Here is a 26,056-nt window from a genome sequence, read left to right as displayed (position 1 = left end):
TCTGGGTTACGCTGTCCCCCGTTCTGGAACGTCGGGGAACGGGAGAAGTGTGCACAAGTCTGTTTTCGGGATGCGCGGCAGGCGCATCCTGATCGAAGCGACCACCATCGTCGTCACGGGAGCGTTCCTGGCACAGGGTGCCGTTCCCGATGCCCGGGCGGCCGAGGTGATCCGAACGGCGGTCGTCGCCCCGAGCCCGGTCGCGAAAGCCGCACCGAAGAAGCACGCGCCACCGGCGCCGCCCGCGGCAGAGACCTACGGCGAGCGGCAGGACCGGATCGCCCAGTCCACCGACCCGCTGCTGAAGACGCCGCCGACCCCGGAACCGACCACCTGTGTGAGCGGCGAGTTCACCACCCTCGCCGTCGTGTACGAGTCGCTGAAGCAGTCGCTGCTACCGGACCTGCCGCCCGCGGTGCGCGAGGCGGTGCTGGCGAACGACGCCACCGTGCGTCGCGAGATGGCGAACATCACGGTCTCCACCCTCGCGCTCTCCGAGCATCCGAAGACCCTGGGCGCGGACGACGACGATCCCGCCGTCGCCTACCGGTCGCCGCAGTCCCAGCTGATCGTGTCCGATCTGCTGAAGATCCGGGACGGCAAGCAGAACGACGCGATCCCGGTCGCCAACATCACCCTGTCCGAGGCCGTCGAGACGGCGTGGCTGTACTTCTTCACGGGCGTCCTGGCACCAGCCCGGCTGGCCGTGGGGCTGGCGCCGAACATCTTCGATCTCACCGGCGGGCCGGTCGATTCGCTGAGCTTCCTCTCCTACGGCACCCTGCTGTCGGTCGGGTTCGCGGTGATCCGGCTGGGTCTGACGCAGGCCTATTCGGCGATCAGCAACGCGATCCTCGAGCGCTGCATGGCGCGGGTGACCGACGAGCAGAAGTCGCTCGCCGGCAAGCCGAGCGAGACCGTCGTCTACGACATCCCCATCCACCCGATCATTCAGTCGATCGCGAATCAGCTCGGGCTGGCCGACGAGGACACCTGCACGCCGGTCGGCGATCTGACGCTCGGCCGCATCGTGAAGCGCACCGGTGACGCGGCGAAGGCGCAGGCCCCGAACGCGGTCGCCAAGCGCCGGATCGACGCTCAGGTGTCGCAGATCCTGCGGCAGATGAAGGCCACGGCGATCCCGCTCAATCTGATCCCCGCCGACCCGGCGGACTTCTCCACCGCGGAGACCATCGGCAGCTACGTCGGCGGCATGCTCCCCTATGTCGGCGGAGCCCCGCTGGACATCCTGATCGGCCTGGGCCACAACATGGGCACAGGGGCGAACATGGGCGCGACGGTCTCCCTCGACCGCCTCACCGTCACCAAGTCGCTGACCGCCGCCTACTACTCGTACTACCTCGCGGTGCACCTGTTCACCGAGGTCGGCGACGCGCTCACCAACCCGGCGGGCGTCGCGCCGTCGCCGTTCCGGATCGCCGGGGCCCTCCTGTCCCTGCCGCTCGAATACGGCCTGGTGACCTACCACAACGTGGTGCGCTCGATGTGCCTGATCGAGGACGACACCACCGGCACCGGTCTGGGCGCGGAGAAGAACAAGCGGGACTACGAGGCCGGCGTCCGCCCCGACGCCGACACCACGGCGCGGACGCGGCGGGTGGGTGCCACCTCGTCGGCGACACCCACGAAGAAGGCCCCGAAGACCACGCCGAAAACCGATGCGCCGCGCCGGACGACGACGAAGACCACACCGCGCCATACCCCGACGGCGCGCTGAGTTCGGGTACCGTTCTGCGCGTGACGCAGCGTGAACTCAGCGGCCTGGTCGGGGATCGACTCGCGGAGGCCCGTACCGCCCGAAACCTGTCGCTGAGCGCGATCGCCGCGGAGAACGACGGCCCGCCCGCCGCACCGGAGACGGAGACCGCGGGCGCCGGGGCATCACACCGGCCCGGCCCGCGTATCTCGGCGCTCACCAGCGGCCTGACCGCGGTCACCGGCCGGGTGTCTCGGCTTCTCGGACACGGCTCGGCGGGCGCCGAGCTGACCGTCACGGAGGGCCGGGTGCGCGTCGTCGCCGACGACGCCCGCGGCGAGGTGTTCGGTGAGGGCGACGCGTTCCGCGTGGACCCCGGTGCCCGCTACACCGTGGAGAGTCTGGACGAGCGGCCCGCCGTCGTCGTCATCCGGAGACCGGGAGCCGCAGCGACGGCGCCTGGCCGCCCGAAACCTGGTGCGCGAGAAGGGACTTGAACCCTCACGTCCGAAGACACTGGAACCTAAATCCAGCGCGTCTGCCAATTCCGCCACTCACGCTTGCGGGTCACAGTCTACCCATCGGGTCCGTTCCGGATTCAGCCCAGTTCGGTCGGGTACGGGCGGTCTTCGACGATCGTCTTCATCACCAGCGTCGAGGTGAGGCGCTGCACACCGGGCAGGACGCCGAGCACCTCATCCTGTAGCCGGGCGTAGGCATCCATGTCCACGGTGCGCACCCGCAGCAGATAGTCGGGATCGCCGAACAATCGCTGTGCCGTGAGCACGTTCGGCACCGCCGCCACCTCCCGCTCGAAGGCGAGCAGTGTGGCGCGATCCTCCTGGTTCATAGTGACGAAGACCAGTGCCTCGAAGCCCAGGCCGAGCACGCCGGGATCGACCGTCGCCCGATAACCGGTGATCGCGCCGGAGCGCTCCAGATCGCGCACCCGGCGATGCGCCGGCGAGACCGTCAGCCCGACCCGCGCGGCGAGGTCGGTGAGACTGAGCCGCCCGTCTTCCTGCAGCACAGCAAGAATCTTCCGGTCGACGCGATCCATGGTGAATATCTTTCCACGTCTGCGGTCCGTTGGTGAAAAAGTCGGGAACACCTTCCGGTCGATCACGAATACCCTTTCTACCAGGAGAAAGGAGCCCTCATGGATGTCACGACCACCGCCGCCTTCGCCGCTCTGGCACTGTCGTTGATCGCCGTGCCCGGCCCCGACTGGGCGTTCATCCTCGCCGCGGGCGCCCGCGAGCAAGTCGTGCTGCGAGCCGTCGCCGGGGTCATGGCGGGTTACGTCCTGATCGCCGCGCTCGTCGCCGGCGGTGCCGGGACCCTCGTCGCGCGCACACCGGTGATCCTCACTCTGCTGACCGTCGCCGGCGCGGCGTACCTGGTGTACCTCGGCGTCCGCACCCTGCGCACGGCGTCGTCGACGACGATCACCGCGAGCGCCGCGGGCCGGACCGGAGGCCACTTCGGTCGGGGCATCGCGGTGAGTGGTCTGAACCCGAAGGGGCTGTTGCTGTTTCTCGCGATCCTGCCGCAGTTCACCGATCGCGACGGCTGGCCGATGCCTGCGCAATTGGCGGTCCTCGGCGTCCTGTACATCGCACTGGCCGGCACCGTCTACCTCACGCTGGGTCTGCTGGCCGACCGGGTCGTGGGCGGGCGGCCTCGCGCGGCCAGGATGATCTCGCGGGTGTCCGGGGTCGCGATGCTGGCCGTCGGCGCGAGCCTGCTGATCGAACGGTTCGTGCTCGCGGGGTGAGGGGGGGCACCCGCCCGGCGCTTCCCCACCCGCCGACAGGGCGGTGCCACCCGGCGCGGCACAGGTCACATCCGCCAGGCGGGTACCGTCGGGGGTGTGCAGAACACCCCGACGCGGACCCGGCGGCGCCATCGCCCGGCGCTGATCGCGCTCGTCGTGGTCGCCGCGCTCGCCTGCCTCGCGCTCGGCTGGTGGCAGTGGAACCGCTACGAGTCGTCGTCCGGCACCGCCCAGAACCTCGGCTACGCACTGCAATGGCCGGTCTTCGCCGTGGCCTTCGTGTGGGCCTACCGCCGCTTCGTGGTCCTGGAGGCGGACCCGAACGCCGTCGAGGCGGAGCGCAAGCGGGGCGGACCGACCGAGATCGCGGCCGGGATCCTGCCCGAGCGCCCGACCGCCGCCGATCCGGCCGTCGCCGCCCTCGCCCACGACGACGAGGACCCCGCGCTCACCGAGTACAACCGCTATCTCGCCGAGCTCGATACCGCCCATCCGACACCCGCGAAGGACACCCCGTGACCCAGACCCCCACGACGAACAAGCCCGTCACCGCCTCGGTCGAGTCGATCAAGAGCGCCCTGATGCGCTACCGCGTCCTCGCCTGGGTGACCGGTATCTGGCTGCTCGTGCTCTGCGTCGAGATGATCCTCAACTACGGCTTCCAGAATCAGGCCCTGCAATGGGTCGGCCCGGTGCACGGCGCCATCTACTTCGTCTACCTGCTGATGACGCTCGACCTCGCGATGAAGGTGCGCTGGTCGCTGCCCAAGACGATCATCACGCTGATCGCCGGCACCATCCCGTTCGTGTCGTTCTACATGGAGCACATCCGCACCCAGGACGTGAAGAAGCGGTTCGACCTGTCCTGACCGGCACCGCGCGAGATCAGTCCGTGGCGGCGAGCGCCCGTAGCGCGGGCACCAGCCGGGACAGCGCCTTGCCGCGGTGCGAGAGCGAGTCCTTCTCCCCCGGAGTCAGTTCCGCGGAGGTGCGGCCCGCGGCGAGTTCGTCGTCGGGCACGAACAGCGGGTCGTAGCCGAAGCCGTTCGCGCCGCGCCGCGCCGCGATGATCCGGCCGCGCCATTCGCCACGGCCGATCGCGTCCTCGCCCTCCGGGGTGAGGAGGACGCACACCGACACGAAGGCCGCCCCGCGGCGCGCTTCGGGAACGTCGGCGAGCTGGGCCAGCAGCAGGTCGTTGTTGGCCTCGTCGCCCTTGCCGCCGCTCCACCGCGCGGACAGCACGCCGGGCATGCCGTTCAGCGCGTCGACGGTGAGGCCGGAGTCGTCGGCGAGCGACGGCAGACCCGTCGCGGCGACCGCGGCGCGGGCCTTGATCAGCGCGTTCTCCTCGAAGGTCGCGCCGTTCTCCACCGGTTCGGGATACGACGGCACGTCGCCGAGTCCGAGGATGGTCAGACCCTCGATCCCGGCGGCGTCGACCACCCGGCGCAGTTCGGCGAGCTTCTTGGCATTGTTGCTGGCGAGCAGCACGGTACCGGTCACGCCGGAGTCACTCCGCGCTCGGAAGCTCGCCCGGGTACGGCAGTGCCAGTGCCGCGCGCTGCGCCTCCACCAGCTGATCGATGCCGTGCAGGGCGACGTCGAGCAGCTTGTCGAGGGTGCCGCGCGGGAAGGTGGCGCCCTCGCCGGTGCCCTGGATCTCCACGAAGGTCCCGGCGTCGGTGGCGACCACGTTCATGTCGACCTCGGCGCGCGAATCCTCCTCGTACGGCAGGTCCAGGCGGACCCGGCCGTCGACGACGCCCACGCTGACCGCCGCGAGCACGCAGCTGAGCGGCTGCGGGTCGGCCAGCTTCCCGGCGGCGCCGAGCCAGGTGACCGCGTCGGACAGCGCGACGTAGGCGCCGGTGATGGCCGCGGTGCGGGTGCCGCCGTCGGCCTGCAGGACGTCGCAGTCGATCGCGATGGTGTTCTCGCCCAGGGCGGCAAGGTCGATGCAGGCGCGCAGCGAACGCCCGACCAGGCGGCTGATCTCGTGCGTGCGGCCGCCGACCTTGCCGCGCACCGATTCACGGCTGGACCGCTCGTGCGTCGCGGCCGGCAGCATCGCGTATTCGGCGGTGAGCCAGCCGAGGCCCGACCCCTGGCGCCAGCGCGGCACGCCGGGCGTCACCGATGCCGTGCACATGACGCGGGTGTTGCCGAATTCGACGAGGACCGAGCCCGCCGGATTGGAGGTGAAACCGCGGGTGAAGGTGATGGGCCGCAGTTCGTTGTCGGCGCGGCCGTCTGCTCGTGTCGTCACGCCCTAGACCCTATCGGGTTCCGTTCGATCGCGGCGGACGCGACAGCCGTCGGACCGGCGCGACACCGGTCGAGGAAGCGACAGCCGCGGTCGTCGCGCCCTCGACGACTGTCGCGCCGGCGCGCTGACTGTCGCTCCCGTCGCGGAGATGGAACCGAGCGGCGGGCTGGTGCGTCGAACTATGCATGGTGAACTTCGATCGACACGGCCTCCTGCGACGGCAGACAGCACTGGAATCGGGAGCGCTGCCGCGCGAGATCGACGACGCGGTGCACGACGGCGTCCTCGTGGCCGTCGGTCGCGGTACCTACATCGCCGGCGCGTCGCTCCTGGGCAAACCCGCATATCTCCAGCGCCAGATCATCTACCGGAGCAAGTGCATCGCGGCGGCCACCAAACGACCGCGGCGATCCGGCGCCGCACGGACCGGCCTGCGCGTTCTCAGCCACGAGTCGGCCGCCGCCGTCCATGGACTCGCCCTGCTGACTCCGAATCAGAAGCTCGTACATCTGACCAGCGGCGCCGCGACCGGTGGAGCCGTGAAGGGCCGTACGACGGTATTTCACACCGGGTCACTCACCGAAGACGACATCGTGGTCGTTGACGGTGTCCGCGTGACCTCGCTGGCGAGGACGGTCACCGATGTCGCCGCGACATCATCGTCGTTCGCCCAGTCCCTCGCGGTGGTCGATTCCGGCTTGAAACGCGGAGTGACGCGGGACGAATTGCAGCGGCTCCTCGAACGACCCCGGAAAGGTGTCTCGCGGGCGAGAGCCGCCGTACGACACGGCGACGCGCTCGCCGCGAACCCGGGCGAATCGTGGTGCCGCGCGCAGATCGTCGAGGCGGGGCTTCCCGTGCCCACGTTGCAGAAGCGCTACGACCTCCACGACGACACGGTCGCCTACGTCGACCACGACTTCGACGGCAAGGTGGTCCTGGAGTTCGATGGCCGAGTCAAGTACGGCGGCGAGTACCTCGGCCCCGGCCAGGCACCGTCGGACGTGGTGATCGCCGAGAAACTTCGAGAGGACAAGCTCCGGGAACTCGGGCTCGACGTCGTCCGCGCGATCTGGGACGACCTCCGCAACCGACGGATGATCCCTCTTCTGGAAAAGCACCTGCGCGCGCACGGCATCACGCGACTCTCCGGCCGCTGATCCGCCGCGCGAGGCCCCCGTTCGCGACACCCGGATTCCGGACGCGACAGTCAGGTACCGGCGCGACACCGGCGGTCGTCGCGTTCAGTCCGGGTGTCGCGGGCCGCGTCCGAGCGTCGCGAACTCAGCCCGGGAACGGCGGACGGACCTCGATCACCTGGCCCTGGTGGACCAGCTGGAGGGGGCCCTTGTACTCGCCGCTGGCCTCGTCGAGGATCTCGTCGGCGTCGGCCCACGGCACGATGTGCGTCAGCGCGAGCGAGCGCACCCGGGCCCGCGATGCCAGCCGGCCCGCCTCGACGCCGGACAGATGCATGTCCGGCGGGCGCCGATCCGGGGCGTGCGTCCACGACGCCTCGCACAGGAACAGGTCCGCATCACGGGCCAGGTCGACGACGACATCCGCGTAGCCGGTGTCGCCGCTGTAGACCAGGACCTCCCCGTCGGGTCCGGTGATGCGCAGCCCGAAGGTCGACGGCGGGTGCGCGACCTTGAACGGCTCCACGGTCAGCCCGTTGACCGTCACCGGCGCACGGTCGACCCACTCGTGGACGTCGTAGGTGTCGCTGATGTCGTCCACTTCTCCGGGATACTCCGACGACGCCGAACCGATCCGCAACGCGGTGCCGGGCGGGCCGAACAGCAGCGAGCGTTCGGTGGCCTTCTCCGGCGCCCAGCGTCGCCAGACCAGCATGGCGGGCAGGTCGAGACAGTGGTCGGCATGCAGATGGGAGAGCATGACGGCCACCCGGTTCGGGTCCGCGTGCTGCAGCAGAACGCCGAACACTCCGTGTCCGCAGTCGACCAGAACCGGGTCGTGTCCATCGGCCTGCAGAAGGTAGCCCGAACACGGACCATTCGGGCCGTTCACACTGCCGGAGCATCCGAGGACCGTCAAACGCATGGTGACCACTCTGCCACGACACGCCTGACGAGAGACGTCAAACCCCCGCCTGTCGCCCGTCCCGTCATCGGGCCCGGGCGCGCCTACACGTGGGTCACATCACCGACGGTCGGCCCTAGAAACCGGGTCGAAAGCCTCTGAAAGGACGCGGGATCGCCTGTGGCAGAAAACATTCGGGCCGCGCCGCGTCCGGTGTGCGGGTGCAGGGTGTCGGTCTCGGTGAGCATCTTGAAGGTGTCCTTGGCGGTCTCCTCGGCGCTCGACACGAGGGTCACGTCGTCGCCCATGACGAGTTGGATCACGCCGGACAGCAACGGGTAGTGCGTGCAGCCGAGCACCACGGTGTCGACGCCCGCCTCCTGAAGCGGTTCCAGGTAGCCCTCAGCGAGCCCGAGGATCTGCCGGCCGGAGGTGATGCCGCGCTCGACGAAGTCGACGAACCGCGGACAGGCCACCGCCGTCACCTCCAGATCGGGCACCACCCCGAACGCGTCCTGGTAGGCGCGCGAGGCGATCGTGGCCTCGGTGCCGAGCACCCCGATCCGGCGGTTCTTGGTGGCGACGATCGCACGGCGCACCGCCGGGCGCACCACCTCGATCACCGGGATCGGCGCGTAGCGCTCACGCGCGTCGCTGAGGCAGGCCGCCGAGGCGGTGTTGCAGGCGATCACGATGGCCTTCACGCCGCGGCGCATCAGTTCGTCACCGATGGCCAGTGCGTGCCGCCGGATCTCCGGGATGGTGAGCGGACCGTACGGCCCGTTCGCCGTGTCACCGATGTACAGCACGTCCTCGTCGGGCAGCTGGTCGATGATCGCGCGGGCGACGGTCAGGCCGCCGACACCGGAGTCGAAGATCCCGATCGGGGCCTGGTTCACGTCGAGAGAGATCTCGGGCCTCCTTCGTTCTGCGGGCGACCGTCCCGCGGGAGACGGCCGCGGCGGTCGTTCCCGGCCAGGGTCCAGGCTGCCAGTACGCCGCCCGCCGCGCCAAAGAGGTGCCCCTGCCAGCTCACCGAGCCGGCGGACGGCAGCACTCCCCACAGCACCCCGCCGTACACCACCAGGATCACCAGACCGATCAGCACCTGCCAGACGTCGCGGTTGAAGATGCCGCGGACCAGCAGATAGGTCAGCCAGCCGAAGATCACTCCGGAGGCGCCCACGGTCACCGACTGCGGCGGCGCGGTGAGCCACACCCCGAGCCCGGAGATCACCCAGACGATCGCGGTGACCACCAGGAACCTCCCCGACATGAGCAGCAGGAAGCCGAGCACCGCACCCGGGATCACGTTGGCGATCAGATGCGCGAAGTCGGTGTGTAGCAGCGGTGCCCACAGGATGCCGGTCAGGCCGTCGACGGACCGCGGCACGATCCCGTGCCGGTCCAGCCGGTACCTGGTGGCGGCGTCGACGATCTCGATCACGAAGAGCCCGGCGACGATCACCGCCATGGTCACCGCGCTGCGCTGCCACCGCGGCCAGGACTCGTCGGTACGCGCCGGGACGTTCCGCCCGGTCACCGAGCCGCCCACGCCGACGGCAGCACGTCCCGGTACGCGGGCACACCCGCCACCGACGTCGCCGCAAGCACCGCCGACACCACGGCGCGTTGCACGGCGGTGGCCGCCGCCTCGCACAGCGCCGCGATCACCGGCGCATCCGGATCCATGCCCGGCGGCATCGGCACCGCCGCCCCGGGGTCGGCGGCCACGCCACCGGTGGCGACCGCGAACAGCGTGTCACCGTCGAGCGGCGAGTGCGCCGGCCGCACCGCCCGCGCCAGGCCGTCGTGCCCGGACATCGCCAGCCGGCGGGTCGCGGCGACCGGCAGCGCCGCATCGGTCGCGACCACCCCGATCGTGGTGTTGAGAGCCGTCCCCTTGGCATCGAGCGCCGCGTAGGCGGCCACCTCGCCGGGATCCGGCGGCACCAGTCCGTGATGGGCCAGATCGTCTCCGCCCCACGGCAATCCGGTGACCGGATCGATCACCGCGCCGACCGGATTGGCCACCACCAGCGCACCCACCGTCAGTCCGCGCGCGGGCCCGTCGGCGAGCCGGATGGACGACGTCCCCAGCCCGCCCTTGAGCGCTCCCGCGCGGGCACCGGTGCCGGCGCCCGCGGTCCCGATCGCGAAGTCGGCCGCGGCGGCCCGGTAGGCGGCGGCGCCGAACGAGACGTCGGGACGCTGCGTCCAGCCGCCGACCGGCAGGTCGAAGATCACCGCCGCCGGAACGATCGGCACCGTGTGCCCGAGCAGATCCATGCCGATCCCGCGGCCGTCGCGCTCGAGCTCGGCCATCACGCCGTCCGCGGCCGCCAGTCCATAGGCGCTGCCGCCGCACAGCACGATCGCGTGCGCGCCGCGGACGGTGTTCACCGGGTCGAGCAGATCGGTCTCACGGGTGCCGGGGCCGCCGCCGCGGACGTCGACCGCGGTCGTGGCGCCGTCCGGCACGACCACCACGGTGGTGCCGGTGGCCCACCCCGTCCCGGGTTCGGTGAGCGTGCCGAGCACCACGTCGTCGTCGAGCCGCGTGTGATTCCCGACGGTGATCCCGGCGATGTCGGTGATCCGGTCGCCCGGCCGCGTCAGCACGGCCCCATCAACGCCTCGACCAGCAGTTCCTGTACCACGGTGAGCCACTGGTAGACGTCGTAGTGACCGGCGTGCGGGTCGTCCGGGGCCGGAGTGCCGTGGTCATCGGTGATGCCGAGCATCGCACCGAGGGCCAGCCGCACGTCGTTGAGCGCGGTGAGCCACTCGTCGGCCTCCTCCTCGGTCAGGGCCACGTCGCCGCCCCCGGCCGGCAGCGTGTCGAGCACCACCGCCGCCGCGGTCAGTTTGGCGTCGATGATCCGCGGCTCGTTGAGACTGCGCAGCGCGCCGTTCAGGTCGGCCGCGACCGGCCCGGCGGCCAGCAGCTCGTCCTGGTCGGGGCGATGGAAGTCGGGCAGCAGACGGCCGAGGGTGACGTCCTTCGGCGCGGTGGTGTGACCGGTCCGGATCCCGGTCAGATCGGCGAGCGAATCGCGCGGCGCGGACTCGGCCCGTTCGGACAGGATCTCCGACGTCGAGGTGACCATCGACGCGAGGAGCTGGCATTCGTAGCTCTCCAGATTGGAGCAGATCCGCGCCTCGCCACCGGTGCCGCGCCGCGTCCAGGTGCGCATCAGGAGTCGTGCTGCATGGTGGCCCACAGGCCCGCCGCATGCAGTTTGCGGACGTCGCCCTCCATCTTCGCGCGGTCGCCGGACGAGACCACGGCCTTGCCCTCGTGATGGACCTGAAGCATCAGCTCGCGCGCCTTCGGCTCGGAATAGCCGAAGAGCTTCTGGAACACGTACGACACGTAGTTCATGAGATTCACCGGGTCGTCCCAGACGATGGTGACCCAGGGTCGGTCGACGGCAGCTTCCGGTTCGGCGACCGCCGTACCGGTGCTCGTCCCGGGTGCCGATTCCTCGAGCGCCATGAGCTATAGGGTAGCGAATGTGACCAGTACCGCGCTGCTGACCGATCAGTACGAGCTCACCATGATCTCCGCGGCGCTCGCGGCCGGGACCGCCGACCGTCGTTGCGTCTTCGAGGTCTTCGCCCGCAGGCTGCCCGACGGCCGCCGCTACGGGGTGGTCGCCGGTACCGGGCGACTGCTCGACGAACTCGCCGACTTCCGGTTCACCGACGACGAACTGCGCGCGCTGACCGGCATCGTCGACGAGGCCACCCTCGACTGGCTGGCCGGCTACCGCTTCTCCGGCGAGATCGACGGCTACGCCGAAGGCGAGCTCTACTTCCCGGGCTCCCCCGTGCTCACCGTGCGCGGCGGCTTCGCCGAGGCCGTGATCCTGGAGACGCTGGTCCTCTCGATCCTCAACCACGACAGCGCGATCGCCTCGGCCGCCGCCCGCATGGTGTCCGCGGCCGCCGGGCGCCCGATCATCGAGATGGGCTCGCGGCGCACCCACGAGCGCGCCGCCGTCGCGGCCGCCCGCGCCGCCTATCTGGCCGGACTCACCGCCACCAGCAACCTGGAGGCCGCCCGCACCTACGGTGTGCCCAGCGCAGGCACCGCGGCGCACGCCTGGACGCTCTCCTTCGCCGGGAGCGGCGGGGAGCGCGCCGCGTTCGCCGCGCAGATCGCCCGGCTCGGCACCGGCACCACCCTGCTGGTCGACACCTACGACATCACCACCGGCGTGCGGAACGCGATCGAGGTGGCCGGGCCCGAACTCAACGCGGTGCGCATCGACTCCGGCGACCTCGGCATGCTCGCCCGGCAGGTCCGCCAGCAGCTCGACGACCTCGGGGCGACGCGGACCAAGATCGTCGTCAGCGGCGACCTCGACGAGTACGCGATCGCGTCGCTGCGCGCCGAACCGGTGGACATCTACGGCGTGGGGACGTCGCTGGTGACCGGCAGCGGCGCGCCCACCGCGGGCATGGTCTACAAGCTCGTGGAAGTGGACGGCATCCCGGTGTCCAAGCGGGCCAGCCACAAGGAGAGCCGCGGCGGCGCCAAGCGGGCGGTCCGCACGGCCCGCGACACCGGCACGGTGGTCGAGGAGATCCTCTACCGCGACGGCACCGCGTTGCCGCCGGACGCGGCCGGTACCCTGAACGTGCGCGAACTCCAGATCCCGCTGGTCCGCGGCGGGGATCGGGTCGACGGGCTGCCGACGCTCACCGACGCGCGCACCCATCTGGCCCGCGGGCTGGTGAGCCTGCCGTGGGAGGGCCTCGGCCTGAGCCACGGCGAACCGGCCATCGGCACCCGCTTCGCCGACACCCCGACCCCGGAGACCCCATGAGCCATCCGCACCGCGCACTGATCGTCGTCGACGTCCAGAACGACTTCTGCGAGGGCGGCTCGCTCGCCGTGTCCGGCGGCGGTGCGGTCGCGGTCGCGGTCACCACCCTGGTCGGCGAGTACGACGTGGTCGTCGCCACCCGGGACTATCACATCGATCCGGGCGACCACTTCTCCGAGCACCCCGACTATGTCGACTCGTGGCCGCCGCACTGCGTGGTGCACACCGACGGCGTCGGCTTCCACCCCGAACTCGACGACGTGGACTTCGACGCGGTCTTCTCCAAGGGCGCCTACAGCGCGGCGTACTCGGGCTTCGAGGGCACCACCGACGACGGCGAGTCGCTCACCGACTGGCTGCGGACCCGGGGTATCCGGGCGGTGGACGTGGCCGGGCTGGCCGCCGACTACTGCGTCGCCGCGACCGCGCTCGACGCGGCCCGCGCCGGTTTCGACACGCGCGTGCTGCTCAACTTCACCGCGGCCATCTCCCCGCGGTCGTGGGAGCGCGCCGAGGCGCGGTTGCGCGAGGCCGGCGTCACATTCGAGGGCGAACTGCTGTACACCGGCGCCGTGGCCGAGTGAGCGAGCGCACCGAGTCCACACTGCCCGACGTGCCCGCGCTGCTCGAGGCGGCGGTGTCCGCGCTCGGCGGCTCCCGCCGCGACGGGCAGCTGACCATGGCGTCGGCCGTCGCCGAGGCGATCGACGACGAGCGGCACCTCGCCGTGCAGGCCGGCACCGGCACCGGCAAGTCGCTCGCCTATCTGGTGCCGGCCGTCCGGCACGCCGTCGAGACCGGCGACACCGTCGTCGTCTCCACCGCGACCATCGCATTGCAGCGGCAGTTGACCGAGCGCGACCTGCCCCGGCTCAGCGGCGCACTGGCCGGGCCGGTCGGTCGTGAACCGTCGTTCGCGATCCTCAAAGGGCGCGCGAACTACCTGTGCCTCAACAAGATTCACTCCGGCGCCGCGGAGGAGCCCGAGGAGGGCATGTTCGACGCGTTCGAGCTCTCCCGGATGGGGCGGGACATCAAGCGCATTCGCGAATGGGCTTCGGAGACCGAGACCGGCGACCGGGACGACCTGAACCCGGGCGTCGACGGCAAGTCGTGGCGGCAGGTGAGCGTCAGCTCCCGCGAGTGCATCGGCGCGTCCGCCTGCGAGTTCGGCGAGGACTGCTTCGCCGAAGCGGCGCGCCGCCGGGCCGCGCAGGCCGACGTCGTGGTCACCAACCACGCCATGCTGGCCATCGACGCGATGAGCCCGGCGACGATCCTGCCCGAGCACGACGTGGTGGTGATCGACGAGGCGCACGAGCTGGTGGACCGGATCACCTCGGTCTCCACCGAGGAACTGTCGGCCGCGGGCGTCAGCTACGTGAGCCGCCGGGCAGGCAAACTGATCTCCACCGAGACCGCCGAGACCCTGGCCGGGGCCGCGCAGCAGCTGGAACTCCTCCTCGACGACGCCCGCGTCGGCGAATGGCTGCGGCTGCCCGCGGGTGCCGCCGAGGTCCTCGCCTCGCTGCGCGATCGCCTCTGGGAGGCGCGGACCGAGATCGCGCCCACCGACAAGTCGCAGCCCGCCGACGCCGATGCGGCGGCGTCCCGGCAGATGGCGATCAGCGCCACGGAGAACCTGCACGACACCGTCGTGCGCATCCTGACCGTCTTCACCGAACCCGATCCGGCCAAGCGCCGCGACGTGATCTGGCTGTCCGAAGAGCGCCTGCCCCGCGGCGGCGCGACCCGTCGTGCGCTCTTCATCGCTCCGCTCAACGTGGCCGGGCTGCTGCGCACCTCGCTGTTCGAGAACGCCACGGTGATCCTGACCTCCGCCACGCTGACCATCGGCGGCAACTTCAACGCGCTCGCGCGGACTTGGGGGCTCCCGGCGCACACCGAGGGCGACGACGACGCGACCTGGCGCGGACTGGACGTCGGCTCCCCGTTCGACTATCCCCGCTCGGCGATCCTGTACGTCGCCAAGAAGCTTCCGGCACCGGGCCGCGACGGACCGGCCGAGGCCACCCTCGACGAGATGGCCGACCTGATCAACGCCGCGGGCGGTCGCAGCTTGGGCCTGTTCTCCTCGATGCGCGCCGCCAAGCAGGCCGCCGAGGCGCTGCGCGAGCGGCTGGGAATGCCGATCCTCTGTCAGGGCGACGACACCACGTCGAGCCTCATCGAGAAGTTCGCGGCCGACGAGCCGACGTGCCTGTTCGGAACGCTGTCGCTGTGGCAGGGCGTCGACGTTCCCGGCCGGTCGCTGAGTCTGGTCCTGATCGACCGGATCCCCTTCCCCCGGCCCGACGACCCGCTGCTGGCCGCGCGCCAGCGTGACGTGGATGCGCACGGCGGCAACGGTTTCCTCACCGTGTCGGCCAACCACGCGGCGCTGCTGCTGGCCCAGGGCGCGGGCCGGCTGCTGCGCGCCGACGGCGACCGCGGCGTGGTAGCCGTGCTCGATTCCCGGCTGGTCACCGCTCGCTACGGCGGCTACCTGGTGGCCGGGCTGCCGCCGTTCTGGCGGACCGTCGACCCGGCCGTTGTGCGCTCGGCCCTGCGCCGGCTGTCCGCGCCGGAACCTCCGCGCCGAGACCACTCGTGATCCCGCTCTGGGAACGCCAGGGCGCCTTCGTTCTCGGCGACGGCGTCGAGTTCCGGGTGTGGGCGCCGAACGCGCACGCGGTGACCGTCTTCGGCGACTTCGATTCCTGGCTCGGCCGCCGGCACCCGATGTCCCGGGGCCGCGACGGCGTGTGGTCGGCCGTCGTCCACGGCGCACGACCGGGAGACCGCTACAAGTACCGGGTGACCGGCGCCGACGGGGTGGTGCGCGACAAAGCCGATCCCCTCGCCAGGGCCGCGCAGTGCCCGCCGGAGACCGCGTCGGTGGTCACCCCGGCGTCGTCGTACCCGTGGCACGACGACGCCTGGCTCGCGCGCCGCGCACGCACGGACCCGCGGCGCCGGCCGATCTCGATGTACGAGGTGCACCTGCCGTCGTGGCGGCCCGGCCTGCGATACCGGGAGCTGGCGCCGTTGCTCGCCGATCACGTAGCGGCACTGGGCTTCACCCACGTGCAGCTGTTGCCGATCACCGAGCATCCGTACGGCGGGTCGTGGGGGTATCAGGTGGGCTCGTACTTCGCGCCGACCACGCGGCTGGGCACGCCCGACGACTTCCGCTTCTTCGTCGACCATCTGCACACGTCCGGGATCGGGGTGCTGCTCGACTGGGTGCCCGCGCACTTCGCCAAGGACGAGTTCGCGCTCGGCCGGTTCGACGGCACACCGCTCTACGAGCACGCCGATCCGCTGCGCCGCGAACAGCCGGACTGGGGCACCTACGCGTTCGATTGGGGCCGCGCCGAGGTCCGCGACTTCCTCATCGCGAGCGCGCTGTTCTGGTGCGAGGAGTTCCATCTCGACGGTCTGCGCGTCGACGCCGTCGCCGCGATGCTCTACCTCGACTACTCGCGCGGCCCCAGCCAGTGGCGCCCCAACGCCCGCGGCACCCACGAGAACGACGACGCCGTCGACTTCCTCCAGGAACTCAACGACGCTGTGCACCAACGGATTCCGGGCGCCCTGATGATCGCCGAGGAATCCACCGCGTGGCCCGGGGTCACCGCGCCGACCGGGCGCGGCGGACTCGGGTTCGACCTCAAATGGAACCTCGGCTGGATGCACGACGTCCTCGACTTCATCGCTCTCCCCCACCACGAGCGGCACCGCGCCCAGGACCGTCTCGTCTTCTCGCTGAGCTACGCGACCGCCGAGAACTTCCTGCTGCCGCTCAGCCACGACGAGGTGGTGCACGGCAAGGGCACGCTGTTCACCCGGCTGCCCGCGGGCTCCGACCGGGCCGCCGGCGTCCGCGCGCTCCTCGCCTACCAGTGGGCGCACCCGGGTAAGAAGCTGCTCTTCATGGGCCAGGAGTTCGGCCAGCCCGCGGAGTGGTCGGACGTCGACGGTCCCGCCTGGACATTGCTCGACGACCCCGCGCACGCCGGGATCGCCCGGGTGACCGCCGACCTGAACCGGCTGTACCGGGAACTGCCCGCGCTGGGCGAACTCGACTGCGACGCGGACGGTTTCGCCTGGCTCGACGCGAACGACACCACCAATACGGTGATCGGTTTCCTGCGCCGCGCGGTGGATCCGGAGGCCCCCGGCGGCACCGTCGCGTGCGTGTTCAACTTCTCGCCCCGCGACCTGTACGACTACCGGCTGGGCCTCCCGTCCGGCGGCCGCTGGCGGGAGATCCTGAACACCGGCGCGCGCGACTACGACGGCCGCGGCGTCGGCAACCTCGGCGCGGTGACCGCCGAGGAGATACCCAGCCACGGCCGCCCGTTCAGCGCGTGCCTCACCCTCCCCGCCGAGTCCGCGGTCTTCTTCACGCCACAGCGTCCACAAGGCTCGCCTCCGCCTGGTCTTTAGAACGGTGGTGGGCCGTCGGCGACGTCGGCACGTTCCCGGGCGCGGCGCAAGCGCGCACGTTCGCGGCGACGCCAGGCGTGTTTGTACGCGGTAGCGGCTCGCAGACCGCCCCCTGCCACGCTCCCATCCGCACCGTCCGGCCGGCATGGGCCCCGCAGTGGTGGTTCGGGTGGCGGGTGGGCTTGGTGGGCACAGCTCACCCCAGCGAGTTGGGGGAACAGCCACTGATTCTCCGCGCGGGTCTCGACGATGGTGTCGTGCACGGTGATCGCCGTCCACACCACACCCTGCTGGTCGATCCATTGCTCGTCGACCCAACCGTCCTCGGGGTTGGCCGCGCCGAGGAACGTTTTCAGCAGGTGATGGCGTTTGCATTTGGGTCCGATATTGCACAAACAGGTCGGGCCGCCGGAGGCGGGACAGAGCTGGTCGAACTCCTCGCAGTGATCGAGTTCGCAGTTCCAGGCCGGCTGCTCGCACCCGGGTACGGTACAGGTCCCGAACAACGCCCGTACCAAGACGCTAAGGGCTTCAGTGGGCCGGTAGGGGTCACTCGGCAGTGCCTGACCGGCCAGAAACGCCGCCGGGACCCCGCCACCGGATTCTGGGTCGTTGTTCGCGGCTTGTCCGGGGCCCTCGGCCGGTCTGCGGTCGTCAGTGGGCCGGAACTCGGCCGACCGGCCGGCGTGTGGATCGTCGGACCGGCCGGTGGCGGCGGCGCGGGGCCGGGTTCCGGCGCCGTGTCCGCCGCCCGGGGCATCGGTGTCGGGGTCAATGGTGTACTCGTCCGGATCCGCGGGAGCACCGGCCGGGGCGTCGCCATCCTCGGGGGTCCCCGCACCGAGCCGAGGGTTCAGTAAAGCACCCAGGTCGAGGTCCCGGACCAGGGCGTCGGGGCGTTGCGCGAGGTCCCGGACATGCCCGGCACTGATCGGGCCGTGTCCATCGAGGAACGCCGGCTCATCGTCGTCGCCGGTCAGGGTAGTTTTCTGACAGACCGCATGCACGATGATCCGGGCCTGCCGCTCAGATATCTCCTCCTCACCAAGGGTCGCGGTGCAGACTTCTTTGTCGGTGCACGCGCAGGTGAACGGTAGCCGCCGCAGCCGCGCGATCGCCGCCGCCGACCGCAACATCCCCTTGCTGCGGGGGTCGTTCGGGCAGACCCCGCCGATCATCGCCTCCACCGCTTCATACGCCAGACGGGCCTCCTCGGCATCGGCGGTGATCGTGACCCCACCCAGACCGTCGGTGAAATCACGGCTGGTGACGTTCTTCCGGCGCCGCGCCTTGTCCCGCCGTTTCCGGTCCGCCTCGGCATCCCGGGTGTTCACGACCCGGTCGGCAATCCGCACGGCTGCCTTCTCCGAGATGTGCCCGGCCACCGCGAGCGCACCGGCCAGATCGGCATCGACCTGCGCCACTGCCGCCGGATCGTCGACGATGTCGGTGCGATAGGCCACCTTCTCGAACATCTCCGGGCTGATCACGGTCCGGCGCAGCAGGTCCGCAGTCGCCGGGAGCCGCTCGGCGGCGGCGATCGCCGCCCCGACCAGAGCGCGGGAGGCCCGCCGGTTCCCGGCGAAGCAGAGCGCAAAGTATTCCACCGCGACCGTGTACGGGTCGAACAAGTCATGCTGGTCTTCACCGCCGCAGACGCGGTCGTCGAGGGTGGCCAGGGCGATGTCGAGGAACTGGCCAACGGCATACAACTGCTGCCAGTACAGGAACGTCTGACCCCGCCAGGCGGCCTCGGCGTACACCGCCCACGACCGGCACTGAGCCTTCTCGCTGTCGGCCTGGTCGGCGGGGACCATCCCGGCCGCGGTGAGATCGACCCCCGTCCAGCGGGCGGCGAACGCGTCGCCGATCGTGTCGGTCCCCATAGCGGTCACCTCCCCCGAAGTGATGTGTTCGATCTATCTATGATCTACGATATAGACACATCGTGGTGTGTGCCACCCGAGTTTTCTGTACCGTCACCATGACTATAAGACCTGGGTACGACAACAATTATCGATGCGGCCACGGTCGCCCGAAGGCACCGATTCAGCGGTGATGCAGCCGTTGATGAGGAGATCTCAGGGGTTACGTGTTCGAAGAGGTCGGGTGCCGCTTTGTGCGAGAGCGTTGCTCGCGCGATCAGTAGAGGGCGGCCGCCAGTCTACGGCGTGCGGCGGCGACCATCGGGTCGGTCGGCTCGAAGAGCTCGAACAGCTCCAGCAGCCGCTTGCGGGCGCGGTCCTTGTCGTCGCCGGTGAAGGCGCGGACCGCGGCGAGGACCCGGTCGAACGCGGCCTCCGGCTGCTGGCTGAGCAGCAGCACGTCGGCGGCGGCGAGCTGGGCGTCGAGGTCACCGGGGGCCGCGGTGTCGATGATCGACGGGTCGTGGCCCTGCGCCCGCACGATGAACTCGAGGTTGCGGACCGTCGAGGCGGCCTCCACGTCGTTCGGGTCCGACTCGGCGACCTGACGGTAGAGCGCGAGCGCGCCGTCGACGTCGCCGTCGTTCAGAAGTTGCTCCGCGGCGGCCATCCGCGGGTCCTGCTCGGGCTCGGGTGCGCCGCCCGGCGCACCGGTCAGCACCCCGCCGACCTTGGCGAGCACCTCGTCGATCCAGCCCTGGACCTGCGCGGCCGGCTGCGGGCCGTTGAAGGCCGCGACCGGCTGACCGGCGGCGAGCGCGACCACCATCGGGACCGACTGCACACCGAAGGCCTGCGCGATCCCCGGGCTGGCGTCGACGTCGACCCGAGCCAGCACCCACTCGCCACCCGCGCGCTCGGCGAGCGCCTCCAGGAGCGGTGAGAACTGCTGCGACTCCGGCGACCACGCCGCCCACAGCTCGACGATCACCAACTGCTGCGACGACCGCCCGATGACCTCGGTCTCGAAGCTCGCATCGGTCACGTCGACGACGACCGGGCCGGCGGCGCCCGGTGCGCCGCCGCCCGGCGGACGAGTGGGAGCGCGGCGCGCGGCCTCCGCCTTGGCGGCGAGACCGGACAGATCGACGGCACCGGACATGGCTGCGGCGGCCTGCAGACCGGCGGCCTGCTGGCGATTTCGGGGACTACTCACGACGACCAGTCTTCCATGTTGTGTTCGGGCGCGGCTACGACGATCCGCCGGGCGGCCCGACGGTCGCCACCATCGCGATCAGGAAGATCACCACGAAGCCGACCATCGCGGTCAGGATCACCAGGTTGCGCGCCTGCACGGCGGCTCGCTGCGCCCCGGCGTAGTCGCCCTCGGCCCAGCGGCGACCCACGGCGGCCGACTTCACGATGCCCGCGATGCCCAGCGGGAAGAAGCACAGCACCGTGGACAGGATGGTCCACAGCAGCAGATCATCGGGCTCACGCTCGGGCACCGCGTCCTCGGCGCGCACGTCGCCGTCGTCGGCCGAGAGCTCGGCGAGGTAGCCCTGGCGCTTGGCCCAGCTCTCGAAGAGGATCGTGAAGAACGGCGGGATCGACGCGAACAGCGCCAGCAGCGTGACGGTCCAGTCCCACTTCAGTGCGCGGGCCGACAGCAGCGTCACCACCACGTACGCCATGAAGGCCACACCGTGCAACGCACCGACGACCGCCGTCGCCGACTCGATATGGGCGCCGTACTTGACGCCCATGCCGATCAGCAGCAGCGCCCAGGTGATCGCCTCGATCACCGCGACCAGGCGAAAACGCCGGGCCGCGGTGGAGACGTCGAACAACGCCTTGAGTCCGCTCACTTCGCGGCGACGCGGACGATCAGGGCGTCGCCCTGACCACCGGCGCCACAGAGCGCCGCCGCACCGATGCCGCCGCCACGACGGCGCAGCTCGTTCGCCAGGTGCAGCACGATGCGCGCGCCCGAGGTGCCGATCGGGTGGCCGAGCGCGATCGCCCCACCGTCGACGTTGACGATCTCCGGATCGATGCCCAGCTTGCGGGTCGAGGCCAGGCCGACGGCCGCGAAGGCCTCGTTGATCTCCACCAGGTCCAGGTCGGCCGGGGCGATGCCCTCGCGGTCGCACGCCTTGATGATCGCGTTGGCCGGCTGCTCCTGCAGCGTCGAGTCCGGGCCGGCCACCACACCGTGCGCACCGATCTCGGCAAGCCACTCCAGACCCAGCTCCTGCGCCTTGGCCTTGCTCATGACGACCACCGCGCACGCCCCGTCGGAGATCTGCGAGGCGTTGCCCGCGGTGATGGTGCCGTCCTTGCGGAACGCCGGACGCAGGCCTGCCAGCGACTCGACCGTGGTCGACGCCCGGACGCCCTCGTCGGCCGAGAACACGATCGGGTCCTTGCCGCGCTGCGGGATCTCGACGGGCACAATCTCGTCGTCGAAACGGCCGGCCGCGGCGGCCTCGGCGGCCAGGCGATGGCTGCGGGCGGCGACCTCGTCCTGCTGCTCGCGGGTGAAGCCGTCGGTGTCGTTGTACTGCTCGGTGAGCGCGCCCATCGGCTGGTCGGTGAAGGCATCGTGCAGGCCGTCGAACGCCAGGTGGTCGAGGAGTTCGGTGCTGCCGTACTTGAAGCCGCTGCGACTGCCCGGGAGGAGGTGCGGGGCCTGGGTCATCGACTCCTGGCCGCCGGCCACGACGCACTCGAACTCGCCGGCGCGGATCAGCTGATCGGCGAGCGCGATGGCGTCGATCCCGGACAGGCACATCTTGTTGATGCTCAGCGCCGGGACGTCCCACGGAATACCGGCCTTGACGGCGGTCTGCCGGGCCGGCATCTGCCCGGCGCCGGCGGTGAGGACCTGACCCATGATCACGTAATCCACGGCATCGGCGCTCACACCCGACTTCTCCAGCGCACCCTTGATGGCGACGGCGCCGAGGTCGACGGCGGACTGTCCCTTCAGCGAGCCGAGCAGGCGGCCGAACGGTGTACGGGCACCACCGACGATGACGGTCGTATTGTCAGACATGAGGCAGATCTCCTTGTGAAACAGAATGTGATCACCGGCACCCGGCGAACAGGTGCGACCGGCTCAACGCTACCGTGAGGCCATGAGCGATTCCGAATCTGCCGACGTGACTCCGACCACGAATCCGCTGTCCGCCGCGGGCGATCTCGTCGTCGCCGTCGACCACGTCGGCGTCGCCGTTCCCGACTTCGATGCCGCGATCGCGTGGTACCGCGACAACCTGGGTTTCGTGAACCATCACGAGGAGGTCAACGCCGAGCAGGGCGTCCGCGAGGCGATGGTCGGCCCGGCCTCCGGCGACGGCGCGATGATCCAGATCCTCGCCCCGCTGAACGACGACTCGACCATCGCGAAGTTCCTCGACCGCAACGGTCCGGGACTGCAGCAGATGGCCGTCCGGGTGACCGACATCGACGCCGTCGTCGCCCACCTGATCGCGAACGGCGTCCGGCTGCTCTACCCGGCTCCGAAGGGCGGCACCGCGGGCTCGCGTATCAACTTCGTGCATCCCAAGGACGCCGGCGGGGTGCTGCTGGAACTGGTCGAGCCGGCCGCCGGGCACTGACAGGGCCGAGTCACACCAGTCACTCCGTTACCAAAACGCAGCGCAACACGCCGGAGGTGATCCACGACATCACCTCCGGCCGGGCTTAGTGTTGCCCACATGTCAGCACCCGGCCATCGCCAGAGCCCCTTCGCCATCGTCATGCGCGGCTACGACCGCGATCAGGTCACCGATCACATTCGTCAGCTCGAGGCCGAGCTGGCGATGATGGCCGCGGACCGCGACTCCGCGCACGCGCACGCCGACGAGTTGCTCGGCCACCTCGATCAGGCCCGCGCCCGCGTGCGCAATCTGCAGCAGGACGTCGATGCGCTGTCCGAGCCGCCGACGACCGTCGCCGGGATGAGCGATCGCCTGGCCCGCATGCTCACCCTGGCGACCGAGGAGGCGGACGAGATCCGCTCCACCGCACGCGACGAGGCCGCCGAACTGGTGTCGGTGGCCCGCCAGGAGGCCGACGACCTGCGGGGCGACGCACAGGCCGATGCCGCCCGCACCCTGGAGCTGGCGCAGCAGCAGGCCGACAAGCTGGTGACCGATGCGGAGGCCCGCGCGGCCGTGATCGACGAGGCCGCCGCCGAGACCAAGGAGTATTCGGCCCGCGACCGCGCCGAGGCGCAGCGCGAGATCGCCGAGCTGATGTCCGATGCCCGCGAGCAGGCCCGGAGCCTCCTGGCCGCCGCCGAGGCCGACGCCGCCGGGCTGCGCGGGGCCGCCCACCACGTCGCCGCCGCACGACTCGCCCGCTCGCGTGATCTGGCCGGCGTCGCCCACGACGCGCACCAGCAGATCCTGGATCACCTCGCCGCACTGCGCGAGCACCTGACCGCGCTCCCCGACGCGCTGGAACTGTCCGACGACGAGCAGGCGCTGGTCGGGCTCACCGAGACCGACGACCTGGAACTGCTCAACCGCACTCTCGCCGGGCGCGACCGCTTCGAGGCGGAGGCCTACCGGCCGGGCCTGGACACCACCGACGTGCTCGATGCGCTCGACGACGAGTACGACGAGCCCGAGGCACTGATCCGCCCCGCGAACGACGAGCCGGGCGCCCGCGCCTCCTAGGCCCATCCGCGACGACCGGCTCGCTCCCGCGATACCCGGCCCCGACGCGACACCCGCGGGTGTCGCGTTCACACCGGGTGTCGCGGCGCCTCTCAGAAGAGCCGGAACTCGGTGCTCTCGGTGCCGCGCAGGCGGTCGTAGTCGAGGGTGACGCACCGGATTCCGCGATCGGTGGCGAGAGTCTTGGCCTGCGGCTTGATCTGCTGGGCGGCGAAGATCCCGGCGACCGGGGCGAGCGTCGCGTCGCGGTTCAGGAGTTCGAGGTAGCGGGTGAGCTGCTCGACACCGTCGATCTCGCCGCGCCGCTTGATCTCCACCGCGACGGTCCCGCCGTCGGCGTCGCGGCACAGCAGATCGACTGGGCCGATCGCCGTCATGTACTCGCGGCGGACCAGCGTGTAGCCCTCGCCGAGGGTCTGCACGTGCTCGGCGAGCAGTTCCTGCAGGTGCGCCTCGACACCGTCCTTCACCAGACCGGGATCCACCCCCAGTTCATGCGACGAGTCGTGCTCGACGTCGTTGATCGTGATGCGCAACTGCTCGCCGGCCTTGTTCTCCACCACCCAGACGGCCTGCGCCGCACTGCCCTCGACCGGGGGCTCCTCGGTGAGCCAGCACGGCGGGCTCATCCAGTTCAGCGGCTTGTAGGCCCGGTCATCGGCGTGCACGCTGACCGAGCCGTCGGACTTGATCAGCAGCAGCCGGCGGGCCATCGGCAGGTGCGCCGTCAGGCGCCCCACATAGTCGACCTGGCATTCGGCAATCACGAGACGCACGGCAGCCAGCTTAGGACATCACCCGGCGGCGGCCGTTCCGCCCTCGCCAACGGCGAGCAGCGCCAGCAGCAACTCCGCGCGCGTGGTCGCCGAGCTCAGGTCGACGGCCGCCACCTCCTGCGCCCGCACGATCCGGGCGCGCAGCGTATGCCGGTGCACACCGAGCGCCGCGCCGGCCGCCTCCCACTGCCCGTGACACTCGAGGTAGGTGCGCAGCGAATCGACGAGCACCGTCCCGTGCTCGGCGTCGTAGGCGGCCAGCGGCACGACGGCCTGCGCCGCGACCTTCTCCAGCGCCGTCCGCACCGCGGCGTCGGCCAGCAGCGGCGGTCGGGCCGAAGCGTCGTGCACGCGGCCGCCGGGCCGCCCGCCGCGCGCGGCGTACCGCGCCTCGTCCACGGCGTCGGTGAGCTGCCCGGCCGGATACGGCCGGCTCAGGCCCGCCCGCACGCGGCGGCGTGACGGCGCGGCGACGCCGTCGAGCAGTGCGCTCGCGGCGGAGTGCCCGCCCCGCAGCAGCACCACCACTTCGCCCGACTCCGGGGCCGACGTCCAGACGAAGACGGGCAGACCGGCGGCGACGAGCCCTCGTTCGAGTGTCCGGGCCAGCGCTCGCGCCTTGTCCGGCGGCGCCGACAGCACCATGGCCCGAACGTGTCCGGTCTCGTCGGCGACCGTCGCGACGAGCCGCCGGGCCGCCGACAGGTCCGCCTCGCCGGTGAGCAACAGCCCCACGGCGGCCGCGTTCAGCGCCCAGCCGGCCTCCGCGGCCTCGCGCGGCGGCTCGAACTGCAGCGCGAGCAGCGAGGCGGCATGCCCGATCAGCACTTGATCGGCGGGTAGCGGCGGCCGCTCGGTGACCACCACGAGATACCCGTGTGTGCGGCCGGGCGAGGCGACCGGTTGCACGACGACCGACGCGGCCGGGGTATGTGCCACCGACGCCGTGCCCGCGCGCAGCTCGCGCACCTCCCGGGTCACCATCGCGGCGATCTCCGGCGCGACCTGCGCCGGCCGGGTGTGCGTCAGCGCTCCGGCGGAGTCGGTGAGAACCACGGTGCCCCGGCAGGCGGTCGCCAGCTCGCGCAGCACCGCGGGGGCTCCCCCGGTGACCGCCGCCCGCGTCATCCGGGGCTGCGCCCGCGCCGCCGACTGCGTCGCGCGCGCCGACAGCTCACCGATGCGGTCGGCGACGGCCCGGGCGACGGCGACGAACGGGGTCGGCAGCGGCACCTCGATCAACGGAATCCCGTGGCGATGCGCGGCGTCGACGAGTGCGGGGGGAACCCGATCGAAGGTCAGTCCCGTCCCCATCCCGAGCGCGGCCGCCCCGGACGCGGCGAGTCGCCGCACGTACTCGTCCTGATCTCGGCCCGCCGACCCCAGACCGGTGGTCAGGACCAGCTCGTTTCCGGACAGCCACGGCGAGGGGTCACCCAGCTCGGAGGTCACCGCGATGTCGATCTCCGGGCCGGTGATCCCGGGCGTCAGCAGCCGCAGGTCGAGCTCGCGGCGGCCGAGCAGCCATTGCAGAGACACCGCCACGACACACTCCATTTCGTCCAGTCAAGTCGGGTCATCTTATCCATTTCGACCAATGCGGCGCGGAGTGATCGGGGGCACAGTTAGACCTG

The 26,056-nt window shown here is 71.0% G+C and carries 27 protein-coding genes and 1 tRNA gene; 12 read left to right on the top strand and 16 right to left on the bottom strand.

Annotation, left to right across the window (positions count from 1 at the left end; all coding sequences use genetic code 11):
• Positions 1-49: 49 nt before the first annotated feature.
• Both MYK68_RS07465 and MYK68_RS07460 read left to right on the top strand, forming a co-directional pair.
• Entirely contained in the window at positions 50-1,738 is a 1,689-nt protein-coding gene (locus tag MYK68_RS07465) for a hypothetical protein (protein ID WP_247867231.1), read from the top strand.
• Between the two features lie 20 nt (positions 1,739-1,758).
• Positions 1,759-2,214 (top strand): cupin domain-containing protein, encoded by a 456-nt coding sequence (locus MYK68_RS07460; protein ID WP_247867230.1) that lies wholly within the window; start codon positions 1,759-1,761, stop codon positions 2,212-2,214.
• Here the strand turns inward: MYK68_RS07460 and MYK68_RS07455 are convergent.
• Positions 2,193-2,277: transfer RNA gene (locus tag MYK68_RS07455), tRNA-Leu, on the bottom strand. The genes MYK68_RS07460 and MYK68_RS07455 overlap by 22 nt on opposite strands.
• Before the next feature lie 38 nt (positions 2,278-2,315).
• Positions 2,316-2,843, bottom strand: a complete 528-nt coding sequence (locus tag MYK68_RS07450; RefSeq protein ID WP_349306163.1) for an Lrp/AsnC family transcriptional regulator — start codon at positions 2,841-2,843, stop codon at positions 2,316-2,318.
• Between the two features lie 33 nt (positions 2,844-2,876).
• Between MYK68_RS07450 and MYK68_RS07445 the strand changes: the two genes are divergently transcribed.
• The 3 genes from MYK68_RS07445 (at position 2,877) to MYK68_RS07435 (ending at position 4,363) form a co-directional block, all read left to right on the top strand.
• Positions 2,877-3,494, top strand: coding sequence for a LysE family translocator (locus tag MYK68_RS07445; RefSeq protein WP_247867229.1), 618 nt, complete (start codon positions 2,877-2,879; stop codon positions 3,492-3,494).
• Positions 3,495-3,590: 96 nt separating this feature from the next.
• Positions 3,591-4,013, top strand: coding sequence for a transcriptional regulator (locus tag MYK68_RS07440; protein WP_247867228.1), 423 nt, complete (start codon positions 3,591-3,593; stop codon positions 4,011-4,013).
• On the top strand, positions 4,010-4,363 hold the full coding sequence (locus tag MYK68_RS07435) for a DUF3817 domain-containing protein (protein ID WP_247867227.1): 354 nt from the start codon (positions 4,010-4,012) through the stop codon (positions 4,361-4,363). The genes MYK68_RS07440 and MYK68_RS07435 overlap by 4 nt, the downstream gene beginning before the upstream one ends.
• A 16-nt stretch (positions 4,364-4,379) precedes the next feature.
• Here the strand turns inward: MYK68_RS07435 and rdgB are convergent, their stop codons facing one another.
• A complete protein-coding gene (gene rdgB, locus MYK68_RS07430) occupies positions 4,380-5,000 on the bottom strand; it encodes an RdgB/HAM1 family non-canonical purine NTP pyrophosphatase (RefSeq protein WP_247867226.1) in 621 nt (206 codons plus the stop codon).
• 7 nt (positions 5,001-5,007) lie between these two features.
• Positions 5,008-5,763, bottom strand: coding sequence for a ribonuclease PH (gene rph, locus MYK68_RS07425; RefSeq protein WP_247867225.1), 756 nt, complete (start codon positions 5,761-5,763; stop codon positions 5,008-5,010).
• A gap of 185 nt (positions 5,764-5,948) precedes the next feature.
• On the opposite strand from rph, the gene MYK68_RS07420 reads away from it, so the two are divergent.
• Entirely contained in the window at positions 5,949-6,923 is a 975-nt protein-coding gene (locus tag MYK68_RS07420; RefSeq protein ID WP_247867224.1) for a type IV toxin-antitoxin system AbiEi family antitoxin, read from the top strand.
• A gap of 124 nt (positions 6,924-7,047) precedes the next feature.
• Here the strand turns inward: MYK68_RS07420 and MYK68_RS07415 are convergent, their stop codons facing one another.
• The 6 genes from MYK68_RS07415 to clpS all read right to left on the bottom strand — a co-directional run bounded on the left by MYK68_RS07415 (position 7,048) and on the right by clpS (position 11,305).
• Positions 7,048-7,827 carry a cyclic nucleotide-degrading phosphodiesterase gene (locus tag MYK68_RS07415; RefSeq protein ID WP_247867223.1) on the bottom strand — a complete coding sequence of 260 codons (780 nt, stop codon included), beginning with the start codon at positions 7,825-7,827 and terminating at the stop codon, positions 7,048-7,050.
• Positions 7,828-7,910: 83 nt separating this feature from the next.
• Positions 7,911-8,705, bottom strand: coding sequence for a glutamate racemase (murI, locus tag MYK68_RS07410; protein WP_247867222.1), 795 nt, complete (start codon positions 8,703-8,705; stop codon positions 7,911-7,913).
• Positions 8,702-9,280, bottom strand: a complete 579-nt coding sequence (locus MYK68_RS07405; protein ID WP_247867965.1) for a rhomboid family intramembrane serine protease — start codon at positions 9,278-9,280, stop codon at positions 8,702-8,704. Before MYK68_RS07405 ends, murI begins: the two co-directional genes overlap by 4 nt.
• A gap of 65 nt (positions 9,281-9,345) precedes the next feature.
• Complete coding sequence (locus MYK68_RS07400; RefSeq protein ID WP_247867221.1) at positions 9,346-10,428, bottom strand: P1 family peptidase; 1,083 nt, start codon at positions 10,426-10,428, stop codon at positions 9,346-9,348.
• Complete coding sequence (gene aosR, locus MYK68_RS07395) at positions 10,422-11,003, bottom strand: oxidative stress transcriptional regulator AosR (protein WP_247867220.1); 582 nt, start codon at positions 11,001-11,003, stop codon at positions 10,422-10,424. The genes MYK68_RS07400 and aosR overlap by 7 nt, the downstream gene beginning before the upstream one ends.
• Positions 11,003-11,305, bottom strand: a complete 303-nt coding sequence (clpS, locus tag MYK68_RS07390; RefSeq protein WP_247867219.1) for an ATP-dependent Clp protease adapter ClpS — start codon at positions 11,303-11,305, stop codon at positions 11,003-11,005. The genes aosR and clpS overlap by 1 nt, the downstream gene beginning before the upstream one ends.
• Before the next feature lie 61 nt (positions 11,306-11,366).
• Here clpS and MYK68_RS07385 point away from each other — a divergent pair, with 61 nt between their 5' ends.
• The 4 genes from MYK68_RS07385 to glgB are packed head-to-tail and all read left to right on the top strand — an operon-like array spanning position 11,367 to position 17,093.
• Positions 11,367-12,641: a nicotinate phosphoribosyltransferase gene (locus tag MYK68_RS07385; RefSeq protein WP_502798326.1), complete on the top strand. Its 1,275-nt coding sequence runs from the start codon at positions 11,367-11,369 to the stop codon at positions 12,639-12,641.
• Positions 12,638-13,225, top strand: coding sequence for an isochorismatase family protein (locus MYK68_RS07380; RefSeq protein ID WP_247867217.1), 588 nt, complete (start codon positions 12,638-12,640; stop codon positions 13,223-13,225). Before MYK68_RS07385 ends, MYK68_RS07380 begins: the two co-directional genes overlap by 4 nt.
• On the top strand, positions 13,222-15,255 hold the full coding sequence (locus tag MYK68_RS07375) for an ATP-dependent DNA helicase (protein WP_247867216.1): 2,034 nt from the start codon (positions 13,222-13,224) through the stop codon (positions 15,253-15,255). The genes MYK68_RS07380 and MYK68_RS07375 overlap by 4 nt, the downstream gene beginning before the upstream one ends.
• Complete coding sequence (glgB, locus tag MYK68_RS07370; protein WP_247867215.1) at positions 15,252-17,093, top strand: 1,4-alpha-glucan branching protein GlgB; 1,842 nt, start codon at positions 15,252-15,254, stop codon at positions 17,091-17,093. Before MYK68_RS07375 ends, glgB begins: the two co-directional genes overlap by 4 nt.
• Here the strand turns inward: glgB and MYK68_RS07365 are convergent.
• The 4 genes from MYK68_RS07365 to MYK68_RS07345 form a co-directional block, all read right to left on the bottom strand.
• Positions 17,090-18,979 carry an HNH endonuclease signature motif containing protein gene (locus MYK68_RS07365; protein WP_247867214.1) on the bottom strand — a complete coding sequence of 630 codons (1,890 nt, stop codon included), beginning with the start codon at positions 18,977-18,979 and terminating at the stop codon, positions 17,090-17,092. The two genes, glgB and MYK68_RS07365, sit on opposite strands and share 4 nt — an antisense overlap.
• Before the next feature lie 256 nt (positions 18,980-19,235).
• Positions 19,236-20,120 (bottom strand): tetratricopeptide repeat protein, encoded by an 885-nt coding sequence (locus MYK68_RS07360; protein WP_247867964.1) that lies wholly within the window; start codon positions 20,118-20,120, stop codon positions 19,236-19,238.
• 88 nt (positions 20,121-20,208) lie between these two features.
• Positions 20,209-20,826, bottom strand: a complete 618-nt coding sequence (locus MYK68_RS20770) for a DUF3817 domain-containing protein (RefSeq protein ID WP_283255284.1) — start codon at positions 20,824-20,826, stop codon at positions 20,209-20,211.
• A complete protein-coding gene (locus MYK68_RS07345; RefSeq protein WP_247867213.1) occupies positions 20,823-22,016 on the bottom strand; it encodes an acetyl-CoA C-acetyltransferase in 1,194 nt (397 codons plus the stop codon). The genes MYK68_RS20770 and MYK68_RS07345 overlap by 4 nt, the downstream gene beginning before the upstream one ends.
• 82 nt (positions 22,017-22,098) lie before the next feature.
• Here MYK68_RS07345 and mce point away from each other — a divergent pair, with 82 nt between their 5' ends.
• Positions 22,099-22,581 carry a methylmalonyl-CoA epimerase gene (gene mce, locus MYK68_RS07340; protein ID WP_247867212.1) on the top strand — a complete coding sequence of 161 codons (483 nt, stop codon included), beginning with the start codon at positions 22,099-22,101 and terminating at the stop codon, positions 22,579-22,581.
• Between the two features lie 99 nt (positions 22,582-22,680).
• Positions 22,681-23,646: a hypothetical protein gene (locus tag MYK68_RS07335; RefSeq protein WP_247867211.1), complete on the top strand. Its 966-nt coding sequence runs from the start codon at positions 22,681-22,683 to the stop codon at positions 23,644-23,646.
• A 92-nt stretch (positions 23,647-23,738) separates the two neighbouring features.
• Here MYK68_RS07335 and nucS read toward each other — a convergent pair whose 3' ends face one another.
• Both nucS and MYK68_RS07325 read right to left on the bottom strand, forming a co-directional pair.
• Complete coding sequence (gene nucS, locus MYK68_RS07330) at positions 23,739-24,422, bottom strand: endonuclease NucS (protein ID WP_247867210.1); 684 nt, start codon at positions 24,420-24,422, stop codon at positions 23,739-23,741.
• 18 nt (positions 24,423-24,440) lie between these two features.
• Positions 24,441-25,967 (bottom strand): helix-turn-helix domain-containing protein, encoded by a 1,527-nt coding sequence (locus tag MYK68_RS07325; protein ID WP_247867209.1) that lies wholly within the window; start codon positions 25,965-25,967, stop codon positions 24,441-24,443.
• Between the last annotated feature and the right edge of the window lie 89 nt (positions 25,968-26,056).

The sequence above is a fragment of the Gordonia sp. PP30 genome (genome assembly GCF_023100845.1).
Taxonomy (GTDB): domain Bacteria; phylum Actinomycetota; class Actinomycetes; order Mycobacteriales; family Mycobacteriaceae; genus Gordonia.
The sequence above is the reverse complement of the archived record's forward strand: the minus strand, read 5'-3'. Positions and strand labels throughout refer to the sequence as shown.

Coding starts and splice junctions, on each gene's coding strand:
- MYK68_RS07445 (WP_247867229.1), top strand. CDS start 2,877: ATGGATGTCACGACCACCGCCGCCTTCGCCGCTCTGGCACTGTCGTTG.
- MYK68_RS07420 (WP_247867224.1), top strand. CDS start 5,949: ATGGTGAACTTCGATCGACACGGCCTCCTGCGACGGCAGACAGCACTG.
- MYK68_RS07415 (WP_247867223.1), bottom strand. CDS start 7,827: ATGCGTTTGACGGTCCTCGGATGCTCCGGCAGTGTGAACGGCCCGAAT.
- MYK68_RS07405 (WP_247867965.1), bottom strand. CDS start 9,280: ATGGCGGTGATCGTCGCCGGGCTCTTCGTGATCGAGATCGTCGACGCC.
- aosR (WP_247867220.1), bottom strand. CDS start 11,003: ATGCGCACCTGGACGCGGCGCGGCACCGGTGGCGAGGCGCGGATCTGC.
- clpS (WP_247867219.1), bottom strand. CDS start 11,305: ATGGCGCTCGAGGAATCGGCACCCGGGACGAGCACCGGTACGGCGGTC.
- MYK68_RS07385 (WP_502798326.1), top strand. CDS start 11,367: ATGATCTCCGCGGCGCTCGCGGCCGGGACCGCCGACCGTCGTTGCGTC.
- MYK68_RS07380 (WP_247867217.1), top strand. CDS start 12,638: ATGAGCCATCCGCACCGCGCACTGATCGTCGTCGACGTCCAGAACGAC.
- MYK68_RS07365 (WP_247867214.1), bottom strand. CDS start 18,979: ATGGGGACCGACACGATCGGCGACGCGTTCGCCGCCCGCTGGACGGGG.
- MYK68_RS07360 (WP_247867964.1), bottom strand. CDS start 20,120: ATGTCCGGTGCCGTCGATCTGTCCGGTCTCGCCGCCAAGGCGGAGGCC.
- MYK68_RS07345 (WP_247867213.1), bottom strand. CDS start 22,016: ATGTCTGACAATACGACCGTCATCGTCGGTGGTGCCCGTACACCGTTC.
- mce (WP_247867212.1), top strand. CDS start 22,099: ATGAGCGATTCCGAATCTGCCGACGTGACTCCGACCACGAATCCGCTG.
- MYK68_RS07335 (WP_247867211.1), top strand. CDS start 22,681: ATGTCAGCACCCGGCCATCGCCAGAGCCCCTTCGCCATCGTCATGCGC.